Annotated in this window: 13 protein-coding genes and 1 pseudogene; all 14 read left to right on the forward strand. The window is 73.9% G+C overall.

Annotation, left to right across the window (positions count from 1 at the left end; all coding sequences use genetic code 11):
• Positions 1-256 (forward strand): hypothetical protein (locus CRM73_RS14405; protein WP_229588201.1); only part of this gene is annotated, 256 nt, incomplete at its 5' end.
• Positions 257-278: 22 nt separating this feature from the next.
• Complete coding sequence (pyrR, locus tag CRM73_RS14410; protein ID WP_017832300.1) at positions 279-902, forward strand: bifunctional pyr operon transcriptional regulator/uracil phosphoribosyltransferase PyrR; 624 nt, start codon at positions 279-281, stop codon at positions 900-902.
• Positions 899-1897, forward strand: coding sequence for an aspartate carbamoyltransferase catalytic subunit (locus tag CRM73_RS14415; protein WP_017832301.1), 999 nt, complete (start codon positions 899-901; stop codon positions 1895-1897). The genes pyrR and CRM73_RS14415 overlap by 4 nt, the downstream gene beginning before the upstream one ends.
• A gap of 6 nt (positions 1898-1903) precedes the next feature.
• Complete coding sequence (locus CRM73_RS14420) at positions 1904-3220, forward strand: dihydroorotase (RefSeq protein WP_017832302.1); 1317 nt, start codon at positions 1904-1906, stop codon at positions 3218-3220.
• Positions 3221-3260: 40 nt separating this feature from the next.
• On the forward strand, positions 3261-3764 hold the full coding sequence (locus tag CRM73_RS14425; RefSeq protein ID WP_017832303.1) for a hypothetical protein: 504 nt from the start codon (positions 3261-3263) through the stop codon (positions 3762-3764).
• A gap of 61 nt (positions 3765-3825) precedes the next feature.
• Positions 3826-5082, forward strand: a complete 1257-nt coding sequence (carA, locus tag CRM73_RS14430; protein WP_017832304.1) for a glutamine-hydrolyzing carbamoyl-phosphate synthase small subunit — start codon at positions 3826-3828, stop codon at positions 5080-5082.
• A 1-nt stretch (position 5083) separates the two neighbouring features.
• Complete coding sequence (gene carB, locus CRM73_RS14435) at positions 5084-8404, forward strand: carbamoyl-phosphate synthase large subunit (protein WP_109222643.1); 3321 nt, start codon at positions 5084-5086, stop codon at positions 8402-8404.
• Positions 8397-9314, forward strand: a complete 918-nt coding sequence (pyrF, locus tag CRM73_RS14440) for an orotidine-5'-phosphate decarboxylase (RefSeq protein ID WP_017832306.1) — start codon at positions 8397-8399, stop codon at positions 9312-9314. The genes carB and pyrF overlap by 8 nt, the downstream gene beginning before the upstream one ends.
• Before the next feature lie 176 nt (positions 9315-9490).
• Positions 9491-9805 (forward strand): integration host factor, actinobacterial type, encoded by a 315-nt coding sequence (gene mihF / locus CRM73_RS14445; RefSeq protein WP_017832307.1) that lies wholly within the window; start codon positions 9491-9493, stop codon positions 9803-9805.
• Positions 9806-9873: 68 nt separating this feature from the next.
• On the forward strand, positions 9874-10473 hold the full coding sequence (gene gmk / locus CRM73_RS14450; RefSeq protein ID WP_031282390.1) for a guanylate kinase: 600 nt from the start codon (positions 9874-9876) through the stop codon (positions 10471-10473).
• Positions 10474-10502: 29 nt separating this feature from the next.
• The gene (gene rpoZ, locus CRM73_RS14455) at positions 10503-11060 is read left to right on the forward strand and encodes a DNA-directed RNA polymerase subunit omega (protein ID WP_229588203.1); all 558 of its coding nucleotides are present in this window, start codon (positions 10503-10505) and stop codon (positions 11058-11060) included.
• Positions 11061-11094: 34 nt separating this feature from the next.
• Positions 11095-12327, forward strand: a complete 1233-nt coding sequence (gene coaBC, locus CRM73_RS14460; RefSeq protein ID WP_017832310.1) for a bifunctional phosphopantothenoylcysteine decarboxylase/phosphopantothenate--cysteine ligase CoaBC — start codon at positions 11095-11097, stop codon at positions 12325-12327.
• 70 nt (positions 12328-12397) lie between these two features.
• The gene (metK, locus tag CRM73_RS14465; protein WP_229588205.1) at positions 12398-13603 is read left to right on the forward strand and encodes a methionine adenosyltransferase; all 1206 of its coding nucleotides are present in this window, start codon (positions 12398-12400) and stop codon (positions 13601-13603) included.
• 194 nt (positions 13604-13797) lie between these two features.
• Positions 13798-13983: pseudogene (locus tag CRM73_RS14470) on the forward strand (hypothetical protein); the annotation flags it as partial.
• Between the last annotated feature and the right edge of the window lie 644 nt (positions 13984-14627).

A 14627-nucleotide genomic window follows, 5' to 3' on the forward strand; every position in this document is an offset into this window, starting at 1 on the left:
CCCCTGGGCCGTGCCCGCCCTCCTCGCCGGGACGGCCGGCCCGGACGCCGCCGGCGCCGGTCCGGGCGGCGTCCTGGGCGTCGCGCTCGTCGCCCTCGGCTCCGCCGCGGCCACCGCCGCCCGGTGGGAGCGGGCCGACCACAGCGCCCAGCCCGGGCGGGGTCGCCGGGGGAGGCGGGCGTCACACCGGGCCCGGGGCGTCAGGGCCGCTGTGCTAGTTTGGGGCGAGCAAGCAACCTTTAAGTCCGTCCTGTGAGGCGGGGAAGGAGGCGGCACCCATGAACGACGACACCTCCGCGGCCGGTCCCTCGACGGGACCCGCCGCCGCGCGCGTCATCCTCTCGGCAGCCGACATCGACCGCGCCCTGACGCGCATCGCCCACGAGATCCTCGAGGCCAACAGAGGCAGCTCGGACCTCGTCCTGCTCGGCATCCCGCGCCGCGGCTATCCGCTGGCCCAGCGGATCGCCGCCAAGATCGCCGCCTCCGACACCGGCTTCGACGCCGCCGCGAGCCTCGGCCAGCTCGACGTCACGATGTTCCGCGACGACCTGCGCAAGAACCCCGCCCGCGCCCCCCAGCCGACCCGCATCCCCGTGCAGGGCATCGACGGGCGCACCGTGGTCCTCGTCGACGACGTCCTGTACTCCGGGCGCACCGTGCGCGCCGCCCTCGACGCCCTCGTGGACGTCGGCCGGCCCCGCGTGGTCCGCCTCGCCGTGCTCGTCGACCGCGGCCACCGGGAGCTGCCCATCCGCGCCGACCACGTGGGCAAGAACCTGCCCACCTCCTCCCAGGAGAAGGTGCGGGTCCGGCTGGCCGAGACCGACCCCGAGCCCCGCGCGGCGGAGAACGCCGACTGCGTGGTCATCGAGACCACCGTGCCGGGAACCGGCGCATGAGGCACCTGCTGTCCACGAAGGACCTCTCCTACGACGCCGCCCTGACGTTCCTGGACACCGCGGACCAGATGGCCGCCGTGGGCCAGCGCTCCGTCAAGAAGCTCCCCGCGCTGCGGGGCCGCACCGTGGTCAACCTCTTCTTCGAGGACTCGACCCGCACCCGCATCTCCTTCGAGACGGCCGCCAAGCGCCTGTCCGCGGACGTCCTCAACTTCTCCGCGAAAGGCTCCTCGGTCTCGAAGGGGGAGTCCCTCAAGGACACCGCCCAGACCCTCGCGGCGATGAGCGCCGACGCCGTGGTGATCCGGCACTCGGCCTCCGGCTCCCCGCAGCAGCTCGCGGAGTCCGACTGGATCGACGCCGCGGTGGTCAACGCCGGCGACGGCACCCACGAGCACCCCACGCAGGCCCTGCTCGACGCCATGACCCTGCGCCAGCACCGTGCCCGCACCGAGGGCCGCGAGAGCACCCGCGGGCTCGACCTCGAGGGCATGCACGTGGTGATCGTCGGCGACGTCCTGCACTCCCGGGTGGCCCGCTCCGACCTGTGGCTGTTCACCACCCTGGGCGCCCGGGTCACGTTCGTGGCCCCGCCCACCCTGCTGCCCGTCGGCATCGCGGACTGGCCTTGCCGGGTGGTCTTCTCCCTCGACGAGGCCCTGGACCCCGCCCCGGACGCGGTGATGATGCTGCGCGTGCAGCGGGAGCGGATGCACGCCGCGTTCTTCCCGACCGCCCAGGAGTACGCCCGGGAGTGGGGGCTGACCCCCGAGCGGGTCGCCGCCCTCGACGCCGCCGGGGCCGCCACGGCGATCATGCACCCGGGACCCATGAACCGCGGGCTGGAGATCTCCTCCGCCGCGGCGGACTCCCCGCGCTCCACGGTCCTGGACCAGGTGCGCAACGGCGTCTCCGTGCGGATGTCGGTGCTCTACCTGCTGCTCTCCGGCGACGACCTCGACCCCACCTCCACCCCGCACCCCCAGGAGCGCTGACCTCTCGTGACCTCGTACCTCATCCAGGGCGCCCAGCTGCTCGGCGAGCAGACCGCCGACATCCTCGTCGAGGACGGCGTGATCCGGCGCATCGGCCCCGACCTCGCCGCGGACGCGGGCGACGCCCGGATCCTCGACGCCGCCGGGCTCGTGGCCCTGCCCGGGCTCGTGGACATCCACACGCACCTGCGCGAGCCCGGCCGGGAGGACGCCGAGACCGTCGAGACCGGCACCCGGGCGGCCGCGCTCGGCGGCTACACCGCGGTCTTCGCGATGGCCAACTCCGATCCCGTGGCGGACACCGCCGGTGTGGTGGAGCAGGTGCACGAGCTGGGCCGCTCCGCGGGCTGGGTCGAGGTCCGTCCCGTGGGCGCCGTGACCGTGGGTCTGAAGGGCGAGCGGCTGTCCGAGATCATGGCGATGGCCGAGTCCCGCGCGGGCGTGCGGATGTTCTCCGACGACGGCATGTGCGTGCACGACCCGGTGCTCATGCGCCGGGCCCTGGAGTACGTCAAGGGCTTCGACGGCGTCGTGGCCCAGCACGCCCAGGAGCCCCGGCTGACGGAGGGCGCCCAGATGAACGAGGGCGCCGTGTCCGCCGAGCTCGGGCTCACCGGCTGGCCCGCCGTCGCGGAGGAGGCGATCATCGCCCGCGACGTGCTGCTCGCCGAGCACGTCGGCTCCCGCGTGCACATCTGCCACCTCTCGACCAGGGGCTCCGTGGACATCGTCCGCTGGGCCAAGCAACGCGGCATCGACGTCACCGCCGAGGCCACCCCGCACCACCTGCTGCTCACCGACGAGCGGGTCCGCAGCTTCGACCCGGTGTTCAAGGTCAACCCGCCGCTGCGCACGGACGAGGACGTGCACGCCCTGCGCGCGGCCGTGGCCGACGGCACCATCGACGTGATCGGCACCGACCACGCCCCGCACCCCGCCGAGGACAAGGAGTGCGAGTGGTCCTGCGCGGCCAACGGGATGACCGGGCTCGAGACCGCGCTGTCCGTGGTCCAGCTCAGCCTCGTCGACACCGGCCTGCTGACCTGGCGGGACGTCGCCCGGATCACCTCGGCGACCCCCGCCCGGATCGGGCGCCTCGCCGGCCAGGGCCGGCCGCTCGAGGAGGGCGAGCCCGCTCACCTCACCCTGTGGGACCCGGCCGCGACCACCGTGGTGGACCCCGCCCGGCACGCGTCCAAGGGCCGCAACAGCCCCTACCGCGGCATGGAGCTGCCCGGCGCGGTCCGCGCCACCTTCTTCCGCGGCCACCCCACCGTCCTCGACGGGGCCCTCAACACCCCCGCCCCGACCCCCGCCGCCTGACCGCGCCGACCCCCTTCCACCGCCCGGAGGCCCCCGTCCCATGGACCAGCTCAGCACCGTGCTCGTCACGGTCATCGTCCTCGCCGTGCTCTTCGCCCTGCTCCGCCGGGGCTGGCGCACGCGCGTGCGACGCCAGTCGGGGATCGCGGCGCCGGCCGCGCCGCCCGAGGGGATCGAGGAGCGCGAGCCCCGGCTCGTGGTCCCGGGCATGTACGTGAGCACCACGGAGACCGGCGCCCCGCTCGAGCGGATCGCGGCCCACGGACTGGGCGTGCGCGCCCGGGCGACGGCCCTGGTCCACGACGACGGCGTGCTCCTGGACCGGCAGGGCGCCCCGGGCCTGTTCGTCCCCGCCGCCGACCTCGTGGCCGTGGGCACCAGCTCCGGCATGGTCGGCAAGTTCGTGGAGCGGGACGGGCTCGCCGTGCTGACCTGGCGGCTGGGCTCCACCGTGGTGGACACCGGCTTCCGCACCCAGCGGGCCGAGGACAAGCAGCGCCTCCTCGACGCCGTGGAGGCGATCGTCCCGGCACCGCACTCCTGACCCGCCGGCGGCACCCGCCGCCCCGCCTTCCCGACCCACAGACCCGAACGTGAGGACGACCTTGAGCTCGATCACCACTGACCCCGCCGTGCTCGTGCTGGAGGACGGCCGCGTCTTCCGCGGCCGCGCCTACGGCGCCCTCGGCACCGCCCTCGGCGAGGCCGTGTTCTCCACCGGCATGACCGGCTACCAGGAGACCATCACCGACCCGTCCTACGCCGGCCAGCTCGTCGTGCAGACCGCCCCGCACATCGGCAACACCGGCGTCAACGCCGCCGACGCCGAGTCCCGGCGGATCTGGGTGTCCGGCTACGTCGTGCGCGACGCCGCCCGCCGCCCGTCCAACTGGCGCTCCGAGGGGTCCCTCGACGAGCAGCTGGTGGCCCAGGGCGTCGTCGGCATCCAGGACGTCGACACCCGGGCCATCACCCGCCACCTGCGGGACCGCGGCGCGATGCGCGGCGGGATCTTCTCCGGGGACGCCGCGCTGCGCCCCGACGCCGAGCTCGTCGCCGAGGTCGGCGCCGCCGAGCGGATGGAGGGCCGCCGGCTCGCCGAGACCGTCTCCGCCCCCGAGGCCTACGTCGTGGAGCCCGCCGAGCACGGCTGGACCGGCGAGGTCCTGCACGAGCTGGTGGCGGTGGACCTCGGCATCAAGTCGATGACCCCGCACCGCTTCGCCGAGCGCGGGGTGCGGGTGCACGTGGTGCCCGCCGACACCGGCTTCGAGCAGATCCGGGCCCTGGCCCCGCGCGGGGTGTTCTTCTCCAACGGCCCCGGCGACCCCGCCACCGCCGAGCGGCAGATCGAGACGCTGCGGGAGGTGCTGCGCGCCGGGATCCCGTTCTTCGGCATCTGCTTCGGCAACCAGCTGCTCGGCCGGGCCCTGGGCTTCGGCACCTACAAGCTGGTCTTCGGCCACCGCGGGATCAACCAGCCGGTCCTGGACCGGCGGACCGGGCGCGTGGAGATCACCGCCCACAACCACGGCTTCGCCGTGGACGCGCCCCTCGACGGCCCGGTCGAGGCGCCCCTGGGCGAGTTCGGCCGCGTCGAGGTCAGCCACGTGTGCCTCAACGACGACGTGGTGGAGGGCCTCAACTGCCTCGACCTGCCCGCGTTCTCGGTGCAGTACCACCCGGAGGCCGCCGCCGGCCCGCACGACGCCTCCTACCTCTTCGGCCGGTTCATCGAGCTGATGGACAGCCACCGGGACGGCCGCGCCGACCCGACCGTCGACAACGCCGTCCCCGGCGGCGCCCAGGGCGCCCAGAGCCCCGAGGACACCCCGAACGCACAGGAAGAAGGGCAGAACTGACATGCCGCGCAGGACAGATCTCACCAGCGTTCTGGTCATCGGCTCCGGGCCGATCGTCATCGGACAGGCCGCCGAGTTCGACTACTCGGGCACGCAGGCCCTCCGGGTGCTCAAGGAGGAGGGCCTGCGGGTCATCCTCGTGAACTCCAACCCGGCGACCATCATGACCGACCCCGAGTTCGCCGACGCGACCTACGTGGAGCCCATCACCCCCGAGGTGGTGGAGAAGATCATCGCCAAGGAGCGGCCCGACGCCCTGCTGCCCACCCTGGGCGGGCAGACGGCGCTCAACACGGCGATCGCCCTCGACGCCAACGGCGTGCTCGACAAGTACGGGGTGGAGCTGATCGGCGCCAACGTCGAGGCCATCAACCTGGGCGAGGACCGCGAGAAGTTCAAGGGCGTGGTGGAGCGCTGCGGCGCCGAGTCCGCCCGCTCCGTCATCGTGCACTCCATGCCCGAGGCCCTGGCCGCCGCCCAGGAGCTGGGCTACCCCATGGTGGTCCGCCCGTCCTTCACGATGGGCGGCCTCGGCTCGGGCCTGGCCTACGACGAGGAGGACCTGCACCGCATCGCCGGCGCCGGCATCCAGTACAGCCCCACCTCCGAGGTGCTCCTCGAGGAGTCCATCCTCGGCTGGAAGGAGTACGAGCTGGAGATGATGCGCGACAAGCACGACAACGTCGTGGTCGTGTGCTCCATCGAGAACTTCGACCCCGTGGGCGTGCACACCGGGGACTCGATCACCGTGGCCCCGGCCATGACGCTGACCGACCGCGAGTACCAGAACCTGCGGGACATCGCGATCGCCGTGATCCGCGAGGTCGGCGTGGACACCGGTGGGTGCAACATCCAGTTCGCGATCGAGCCGGACACCGGCCGCGTCGTCGTCATCGAGATGAACCCGCGCGTCTCCCGCTCCTCGGCCCTCGCCTCCAAGGCCACGGGCTTCCCGATCGCCAAGATCGCCACGAAGCTGTCGCTGGGCTACACCCTCGACGAGATCCCCAACGACATCACCCGCAAGACCCCCGCGTCCTTCGAGCCGACGCTGGACTACGTCGTCGTGAAGATCCCGCGCTTCGCGTTCGAGAAGTTCCCCGCCGCGGACCCCACGCTGACCACCACCATGAAGTCGGTCGGCGAGGCCATGGCGATCGGGCGCAACTTCACCGAGGCGCTGCAGAAGGCCATGCGCTCCCTCGAGCAGAAGGGCTCCAGCTTCTCGTTCGTGCGCCCCGAGCTCGACGACGACGCCCTGGCGCGGCTCGTCGACGCCACCCGCACGCCCACCACCGAGCGGATCCAGCAGGTCCAGCAGGCCCTGCTGGCCGGCGCGTCCGTGGAGCGGCTCTACGAGGCCACGGGCATCGACCCCTGGTTCCTCGACCAGCTGGTGCTGCTCAACGAGGTCGCGGACGTGGTGCGCCAGGACGCCGACCTCACGGTGCGCACCCTGCGCCTGGCCAAGCGGCACGGCTTCTCCGACGCCCAGATCGGCGAGCTCGCCCACCTGGCCGAGGACGTGGTCCGCGGCGTGCGCCACGCGCTGGGCATCCGCCCCGTGTTCAAGACCGTCGACACGTGCGCGGCGGAGTTCGAGGCGTTCACCCCGTACCACTACTCCTCCTACGACGAGGAGAGCGAGGTCGGCCGGCACGAGCGCCCCTCCATCATGATCCTCGGCTCCGGGCCGAACCGGATCGGGCAGGGCATCGAGTTCGACTACTCGTGCGTGCACGCCTCCATGGTGCTGCGCGAGGCCGGGCACGAGACCGTGATGGTCAACTGCAACCCGGAGACCGTCTCCACCGACTACGACGTCTCCACGCGGCTGTACTTCGAACCGCTGACCTTCGAGGACGTCATGGAGGTCGTCGAGACGGAGCGGCGCACCGGCGGGCTGCTCGGGGTGTTCGTGCAGCTGGGCGGGCAGACCCCGCTCAAGCTCGCCGCCCAGCTCAAGGCCGCGGGCGTGCCGATCCTCGGCACCACCCCGGAGGCCATCGACCTCGCCGAGGACCGCGGGGAGTTCGCCCGGGTGCTCGCCGAGGCCGGGCTGCGCCAGCCGAAGAACGGCACGGCGTCCACCTTCGAGGCCGCCAAGCGGATCGCGGACGACATCGGCTACCCGGTGCTCGTGCGCCCCTCGTACGTGCTCGGCGGCCGCGGCATGGAGATCGTCTACGACGAGCCGGCCCTGGCCCGCTACCTGCAGAACGCCACCGAGGTCTCCGCCTCGCGGCCCGCGCTGATCGACAAGTTCCTCGAGGACGCCATCGAGATCGACGTGGACGCCCTCTACGACGGGACGGACCTCTACGTGGGCGGCGTGATGGAGCACCTCGAGGAGGCCGGCATCCACTCCGGGGACTCCGCGTGCACCCTGCCGTCCATCACCCTCGGCCCGGACGTGGTCGAGCGCGTGCGCGAGGCCACCCTGGCCATCGCCCGCGGCGTGGGCGTGTGCGGGCTCATCAACATCCAGTTCGCCGTGGCCTCCGACATCCTCTACGTCATCGAGGCCAACCCGCGGGCCTCCCGCACCGTGCCGTTCGTCTCCAAGGCCACGGGCGTGCAGCTGGCCAAGGCCGCCGCCCTCATCGGCACCGGCACCACCATCGCCCAGCTGCGGGCCCAGGGCCACCTGCCGCAGCGGATCGACGGGTCCACGCTGCCCGCCTCGGCCCCCGTGGCCGTGAAGGAGGCCGTCCTGCCCTTCGCGCGCTTCCGCACCGCCGAGGGGGCGGTGGTCGACTCCCTGCTCGGCCCGGAGATGCGCTCCACCGGCGAGGTCATGGGCCTGGACAAGTACTTCGACACCGCCTTCGCCAAGGCGCAGGCGGCGGCGAACGTGTCCCTGCCCACGTCCGGGCGGATGTTCGTGTCCGTGGCCAACAAGGACAAGCGCTCCTCGATCGCCTACGTGCGGATGTTCCGCGACCTCGGCTTCGAGATCCTCGCCACCGGCGGCACCGCGGACGTGCTGCGCCGCAACGGCATCGAGTCCACCGTGGTCCGCAAGATCCGCGAGACGGCCCCCGGGGAGCGGACCATCGTGGACCTCATCGCCGACGGGGAGATCGACCTGATCTTCAACACCCCGGCCGGCGGTGCCGCCCGCGGCGACGGCTACGAGATCCGCGCCGCGGCCACCAGCGTGGGCGTGCCCCTGATGACCACGGTCTCCGTGCTGGGCGCCGCCCTGCAGGCCGTCACCGCGCTGCGCTCCTACTCGTGGGACGTGACGAGCCTGCAGGAGCACGAGCAGCGCCTGGAGGTCCTCCTGCGCGCCGGCGAGCCCGAGGCCGTGCGTGCCTGAGGACACCGCCCCGGCGCCCGGCCCCGTGACCCCGGCGCCCGGCCGGGCGCCCTTCGGCGCGCGGCTGGGCGCCGCGATGGACGAGCACGGGCCCCTGTGCGTGGGCATCGACCCGCACCCCGGCCTGCTGGACGCGTGGGGCCTGCCCCGCTCCGCCGAGGGCCTGCGCCGGTTCGCGCTCACGGTCCTGGAGGCCGCCGCCGGGCACGCCGCCGCGATCAAGCCCCAGGTGGCGCTGTTCGAGCCCTACGGCGCCGCCGGCTTCGCCGTGCTCGAGGAGCTGCTCGCGCAGGCGCGCTCGGCGGAGCTGCTGACGGTCGCCGACGCCAAGCGCGGGGACATCGGCTCCACGATGGAGGCCTACGCGGCCGCGTGGCTGGGGGAGGGGTCCCCGCTCGCGGCGGACGCCGTGACCCTGAGCCCCTACCTCGGCTTCGAGTCGCTGCGCCCGGCCCTCGACCTGGCGGCCCGCACCGGCCGCGGCACGTTCGTGCTGGCGCTGACCTCCAACCCCGAGGGTCGCTCCGTCCAGCACGTCGGGGGCCGGGAGTCCGTCGCCGGCTCCGTGTGCGCCGCGGCGGCCGCCGAGAACGACCGGCTCCGCGGTTCCGGGGGAGAGCCGGCCGCCCGGGCCGGTCTCGGCTCCTGCGGGCTCGTGGTGGGCGCCACGGTCGGCAGCGCGCTGACCGAGCTCGGCATCGACCTGACGGCGGTGCGCGGGCCGCTGCTCGCCCCCGGCTACGGCGCGCAGGGCGCCCGCGCCGAGGAGCTCCCGGCCGTGTTCGGCGCCGCGGCCGGGCAGGTGCTCGCGGCCTCGAGCCGGGCGATCCTGCGCCGGGGACCGGAGGTGCCGGCGCTGCGGGAGGCGGTCCTGCGCTCGGCAGGGGAGCTGGCGGCAGCCCTGGACTGAGCCCCCGCGGTGGTCCCGCGCCTCCTCCCGCCGGCTCCCCGGCGACGACACCCCTGGTCACACCACGGTCGTGTCGCCTTGCGAAGCATCGTTCTTCATGTAGTTTCTTTAGCAAACGGGCTGTCCGTCCTCTCGTGGGACGGGGGCTGCAGTCCGTGGCGACGAGGAGGAACCACATGGCACTGCGTCCGTTGACCGACGAGGAGCGAGCCGCCGCGAGGGAGAAGGCGACCCGGGCACGGACGGCGCGCGCCGACGTGAAGAAGGGGCTGCGCGAGCGCCGCATGACGGTCGCCGAGATCCTCGACCGCGCGGACCGGGACGAGGCCGTGAGCCGGCTGAAGGTCTCGGACCTGCTCGAGGCCACCCCCGGCATCGGCAAGGTCCGCTCCGCGGCCATCATGGACGAGATCGGCATCGCCCGCACCCGGCGGCTGCGCGGGCTCGGCGTGCACCAGCGCAGGGCGCTCATCGAGCACCTGGACCGCTGAGCCGGGCGGGGCGCGGAGGCCCCGGGCGCGATCCGCTAGATTGGGGGAAACACCCCAGTCCCAGGAGGATGCCCGTGAGCCTCGACGCGCCCCGCGCCGCGCGCCCGTCCCTGACCGTGCTCGCCGGACCCACGGCCGTGGGCAAGGGCACGGTCTCGACCTACGTCCGGGACCACTACCCGCAGGTGTGGCTGTCCGTGTCCGCGACCACCCGGGACCCCCGCCCCGGGGAGGTCGACGGCACCCACTACTTCTTCGTCTCCGACGAGGAGTTCGACGCCATGGCCCGCGACGGGCAGCTGCTGGAGTGGGCCGTGGTGCACAACTCGCACCGCTACGGCACGCTGCGCTCCACCGTGGAGCGGGCCCTCGAGCGCGGGCTCAGCGTCCTGCTCGAGATCGACCTGCAGGGCGCCCGCCAGATCCGCAACACCATGCCGGAGGCCAACTTCGTGTTCCTCGCCCCGCCCAGCTGGGACGAGATGGTCGCCCGGCTCGTCGGCCGGGGCACCGAGACGGCGGCCGAACAGCGGGTCCGGCTGGAAACCGCTAAACTGGAGCTCGCGGCAGAGCCGGAGTTCGACCACACCGTGATCAACGACCGGGTCGAGCGCGCCGCCGCCGAACTCGTGCAGCTCATGGGGGTCGACCCCGAGCCGGCATCCTGAGACCCGTCCACCCCGTCTGGAGCAATCGCTTGTCTACCCACACCGAAGGCATCATCAACCCGCCGATCGACGCCCTGCTGAAGAAGTCCGACTCCAAGTACGGACTCGTGATCTTCGGCGCCCGGCGGGCCCGGCAGATCAATGCCTACTACTCGCAGCTGCACGAGGGCCTCTTCGAGTACGTCGGTCCCCTCGTGGACACCCAGCTCAACGAGAAGCCGCTGTCGATCGCCTTCCGCGAGATCGACGAGGGCCTCATCGAGGGTCGCCCGGTCGAGCACGCCGGGTTCGCCGAGAACGGCCAGCTCACCACGGAGGCCGACCTCGCCGCCGACGTCTTCGGCGCCGACTTCTTCGCCCAGGGCACCGAGGAGAGCGCCGTGGACTTCTCCGCGGACGCCGCCTTCTCCGGCGGCACCTCGGTGGACTTCTCCTCGAGCGACGACAGCCCCGCCGAGCCGCTGGGCGACCTGCCCGGCAGCGGCGCGGCCATCGCCGCCGACAACGCCTCCGACGGCGCCGGCGACGCGGCGGACGCCGCTCCGGAGGAGCCGGGGCGCGAGCCCGGGGACCTCCAGGACCTGTGAGCCGGCCGGCACCCCGACGACGGGGCGCGGCGGCGTGAGGATCGTCCTCGGCATCGGCGGGGGCATCGCCGCGTACAAGGCGGCGCTGCTCCTGCGCCTGTTCACCGAGAGCGGCCACACGGTGGTGCCCGTCCCCACCGAGGCCGCGCTGCGCTTCGTCGGCGCCCCCACCTGGGAGGCGCTCTCGGGCCAGCGGGTCAGCACGGACGTCTTCGACCGCGTGGACGAGGTCAACCACGTCCACCAGGGCCAGGCCGCCGACCTCGTCGTCGTCGCCCCGGCGACCGCCGACCTGCTGGCGCGTGCCGCCCACGGGCACGCCGACGACCTGCTGACCACCACGCTGCTCGCCACGCGCGCCCCGGTGCTGTTCGCCCCGGCGATGCACACCGAGATGTGGCTCAACCCGGCCGTGCAGGCCAACGTCGCGCAGCTGCGCGCCCACGGGCACACCGTCCTGGAGCCCGCCGACGGCCGGCTCACCGGCCCCGACTCGGGCCCCGGCCGGCTGCCCGAGCCCGAGGTCGTCCGCGACGCCGCGCTTCGCCTGGCCGGGGACGGCGGCGCCCCCGACGGCCCGCTGGCCGGCACGCGGGTGCTCGTGAGCGCGGGCGGCACCCGCGAGCCGCTGGACCCCGTCCGTTTCCTGGGCAACCGCTCCTCCGGCAAGCAGGGCGTGGCGATCGCCGCCGCCGCCCGGGACGCCGGCGCCGCGGTCACCCTCGTGGCCGCCCACCTCGAGACGCCGGTGCCCGCCGGCGTCGAGGTCGTGCACGCCGGCACCGCCGAGCAGCTGCGCCGCGCCTGCGTGCGCGCCGCGGCGCGGGCCGACGTCGTGGTGATGGCCGCCGCGGTGGCCGACTACCGCCCGGCCCGGATCGCCGACGCCAAGCTGAAGAAGGCCGAGGACGGGTCCAACCCCGTGCTCGAGCTGGTGCGCAACCCCGACATCCTCAAGGAGCTCGTGGACCTGCGCAACACCGCCCGGCGCCGCCAGCTCCTCGTCGGCTTCGCCGCCGAGACCGGGGACGCCGAGACCGACCCCCTGACGTTCGGGCGCCGGAAGCTCGTGCGCAAGGGCTGCGACCTGCTGGCCGTCAACCACGTGGGCGAGAACCTCGTCTTCGGCCAGGACACCACCACCCTGACCGTGCTCAGCGCGGCCGGGGCCCCCGAGCAGGTGCTCGAGGGCTCCAAGACGGACGTGGCCCGCGGGCTCGTGGCGCGGATCGCGCAGGAACTGGCCGGCGTCCGCGCCGGAGCCTGACCCGCCCGGGCCGGCGGCGCCGACCGGTGCGGCGCTGCGCCGTCCGGGGCGCCCGGTAGTGTGGTCTCCCGTGAGCGAGACGACCCAGCACCTGAGACTGTTCACCTCCGAGTCCGTCACGGAGGGACACCCCGACAAGATCTGCGACCAGATCAGCGACTCCATCCTGGACGACCTCCTGCGCCAGGACCCCGAGTCCTCCGTGGCGGTCGAGACCATGGTGACCACTGGGCTGGTGCACGTCGCCGGCGAGGTGAAGACCCGCGGCTACGTGGAGATCCCCAACGTGGTGCGCAAGACGCTGCTCGACATCGGCTACAACTCCTCGGTGCACGGCTTCGACGGCGAGTTCTGCGGGGTGTCCATCAGCGTCGGGGAGCAGTCCCCGGAGATCTACGAGGGCGTGTTCCAGTCCCTCGAGGTCCGCGAGGGCACCGCCCGCGACGCCCGCGACGCCCAGGGCGCCGGGGACCAGGGCATCATGTTCGGCTACGCCTCCAACGAGACCGAGGTGCTGATGCCGGCGCCGATCCACATCGCCCACCGCCTCTCCGAGCAGATCACCCGCGTGCGCAAGACCGCCGTGCTGCCGGGTCTGCGCCCCGACGGCAAGACCCAGGTCACCCTCGGCTACGACGGCGACCGCCCCGTGGCCGTGGACACCGTGGTGGTCTCCGCCCAGCACGTCGAGGGCTACGACCTCGACCAGCTCGCCTCCGACCTGCGCCGCAGCGTGATCAGCCCCGTGCTCGAGGAGTCCGGGCTGGACCTCTCCGGCACCCAGGTGATCATCAACCCGGCCGGCAACTTCGTGCGCGGCGGGCCCGTGGGGGACGCCGGTCTGACCGGCCGCAAGATCATCGTGGACACCTACGGCGGCATGGCCCGCCACGGCGGGGGCGCCTTCTCCGGCAAGGACCCCTCGAAGGTGGACCGCTCCGCCGCCTACGCGATGCGCTGGGTGGCCAAGAACGTGGTGGCGGCCGGCCTCGCCGACCGCGTGGAGGTCCAGGTCGCGTACGCGATCGGGCGCGCCGCCCCCGTCGGGCTCTACGTCGAGACCTTCGGCACCGAGAAGGTCGCCCCCACCCGGATCGAGCACGCCATCCGTGAGGTCTTCGACCTGCGGCCGCTGGCCATCATCGAGGACCTCGATCTCAAGCGCCCCATCTACGCGCGCACCGCCGCGCACGGGCACTTCGGCCGCTCCGAGCCCGAGTTCACCTGGGAGCGCACCGACCGCGTCGCGGACCTGCGGTCGGCCGCCGGGGTCTGACCGTGGACCCGGAGGGCGCCGGGGACGCCGCGGAGGGCCCGCGGCAGCTGTCGCTCCTCTCGGGCTTCCCGCCCCGGCCCCCGCGCGAGGACGCGAAGGGCGTGGGCGCGGTGCTGCCGGCCGAGCACGACCCCGTGGCCCGGGTGCTACTGGACACCCACGTCCCGCACCTGGACCGCCCGTTCGACTACCTCGTGCCGGCCGAGCTGGCCGGGGCGGCGGTGCCGGGCGCCCGCGTCAAGGTCGGCTTCGGCGGGCAGGAGCTGACGGGCTTCGTGCTCGAGCGCACGGGCGAGTCCGAGGTCATGCACCGGATCCAGCCCCTGCGCCGGGTGCTGTCCCCGCTGCCCGTGCTCGCCCCGGAGATCGCGCGGCTGGCCGAGGACGTCGCCGCCCGCTCGGCCGGCACGGCCGCGGACGTCGTCCGGGTGGCCGTCCCGCCCCGCGTCGCCCGCGTGGAGAAGGAGGTCGAGCAGCGGCTGGCCGAGGTGCCCGGCCACTCGACCGGGCTGTCCCCGCACGCCCCGGGTCCCTCCCACGACGCCGCGCTGGCGGACTACGCCGGCGGTGCGCAGTTCCTGGCGGAGCTGGCGGCGGGGGCCTCCCCGCGGGCCGTCGTCGAGGTGCTCCCCGCCCATCCCGCCCACGACTGGACGGACGTCCTGGCCGCCGCGATCGGCGCGGCGTGGCGGGCCGGGCGCGGGGCGGTCGCCGTCGTCGCGGACCAGAAGGCGCTGGCGCGGCTCGAGCGCTCGGTCGCGGACGAGATCGGCGGGGAGCACCTGGTGCGCCTGCACGCCGAGGACGGGCCCACGCCCCGCTACCGGGCGTTCCTGGCCGCGGCCACCGGGCAGGTGCGGGTGGTCCTCGGCACCCGCTCCGCCGCGTACGCCCCCGTGGACGACCTCGGCCTCGTGGCGTGCTTCGACGCAAGTGAGGAACACCATGACCGAGGCCTACATCTACGACGCCGTGCGGACCCCCTTCGGCCGCTTCGGCGGCGCCCTGGCGGGCGTGCGCCCCG

This window comes from Kocuria sp. CCUG 69068 (genome assembly GCF_020833785.1).
Taxonomy (GTDB): domain Bacteria; phylum Actinomycetota; class Actinomycetes; order Actinomycetales; family Micrococcaceae; genus Kocuria; species Kocuria rosea.